This is a genomic window from Natrialba swarupiae, assembly GCF_008245225.1.
Lineage (GTDB): Archaea > Halobacteriota > Halobacteria > Halobacteriales > Natrialbaceae > Natrarchaeobius > Natrarchaeobius swarupiae.
Genome location: NZ_VTAW01000072.1, coordinates 1 through 1,377, shown reverse-complemented (window position 1 = coordinate 1,377; position 1,377 = coordinate 1). Strand labels below are relative to the sequence as shown.

General features: G+C 54.0%; 3 protein-coding genes. 2 read left to right on the top strand and 1 reads right to left on the bottom strand.

What is annotated here, in order from left to right:
- Positions 1-18: 18 nt before the first annotated feature.
- Positions 19-519 carry a bacterio-opsin activator domain-containing protein gene (locus tag FYC77_RS19955; RefSeq protein WP_238387052.1) on the bottom strand — a complete coding sequence of 167 codons (501 nt, stop codon included), beginning with the start codon at positions 517-519 and terminating at the stop codon, positions 19-21.
- 223 nt (positions 520-742) lie between these two features.
- On the opposite strand from FYC77_RS19955, the gene FYC77_RS19950 reads away from it, so the two are divergent.
- Positions 743-943 (top strand): hypothetical protein, encoded by a 201-nt coding sequence (locus FYC77_RS19950; protein WP_149083233.1) that lies wholly within the window; start codon positions 743-745, stop codon positions 941-943.
- Between the two features lie 3 nt (positions 944-946).
- On the top strand, positions 947-1,189 hold the full coding sequence (locus FYC77_RS19945) for a HalOD1 output domain-containing protein (RefSeq protein WP_149083232.1): 243 nt from the start codon (positions 947-949) through the stop codon (positions 1,187-1,189).
- Positions 1,190-1,377 lie beyond the last annotated feature (188 nt).

Genomic DNA, 1,377 nt, shown 5'->3' with positions numbered 1-1,377 from the left:
AATCTCCTTTCCTCGGCTTCAGCTTGTTACCAAGCACAGCCTAGCCTCGCCGCTGTCGTCCATTTTCAATAGAGCAGGGCGGACAGGGTTGTAAATTCGTCCGACTTCGAGGGAAATGTGGGCGTTTGAACAGTATTCCTGAAACTCACTGAGTGTCTCGTGAGTGGGAAAGCGAATCTCGAACTCCCACGTGTTGACCGTTCCAGTGGCACTCAAGAGTTGTCCCCGGAGATCGACAACCCCCTGTAAGAATACGTCACGGCCGACGTTCCAGTCCAGCGAATACAACCGTTCGCCGTCGTGTCGCGTTACCTCGACAATGTCTTCGACCGACGGATGATTCTCGACGTTTTGCTCGAAGGATTCTCGAACTATGTCGCTCACGGAGAAAAACGGAACGGCTTTTTCGCCCAGCGGAACCATATCTTCAAGTTCGATCGTTCCGCTTTCTTCCAGTTCGAGGATCCGGCCAAGTTCGAACGATTCGGCCGGGATTCGAAGATGCGCAATGACTGCCATTCCTTGATAGAGAATGGAGTTCGAGACTGGTAAATATGGGCGGCATGGTGCACCACCGCCAAAATAATAGCATGGTGTACCATGCAGAACGGCAGGCCTATGGGTGTGGCGTCCCTTCTGGACGGTGGACCAAACGCCCTGCACGAAGTGTGACCATGATGGTGTGGATGTGGTCGTGGCTTACCACTCCTCTCTTCGGGTCGAGGATCGTGGCCCACTCTCCATGACACGTAATCAACTCGATGACGGTTCGATTACCACTGACGACGAATTCGAGGCTATCCTCGCCGAGGCGATCGAGAAGGCCATCGAGGCTGACGTGGACGTGCGCGGTGCCTGGGAGTTTCGAACGCGGGGATCGACCTACGACTGGGAGGTACAAATCACTGAACTGGCCAGATACGACGATCACGAAGACGAATAACCGATGTGTACAGTCCCTACGGAGTCCGTCGAATCAGTGGGCCTTGGGGTCGTGATGGCCGTCGCAGAGCGAGAAGAGATCACTCCCGAGGAGTTGCGACCGCTGCATGACGTTGTCGATCCAGACGCGCTCGACGCATTGTGTACCGCTGCTGAAATTTCGGTTACGTTTTCGTACGAAGGGTATGTCGTCACCGTCACCGCCGATGGACAGGTTCATCTGGAAAAGCACTCTCAACTCGAATGAGCAGCTGAGGTCTCGTCATGTGGCAGAATTATCTGTGTGCCGACTCTAGCAGTACTTCCGGGGTTTAGTTCCAGCAGCTGTTTTTCGGCGTAGAACACGTCTATTGACAGGATGAAAGAGACGAAACGTGCTCAGGCGGAAGGGCTACAGTTTCTCAGCAATTACTGTTCAGCATTCACGACTCGGTT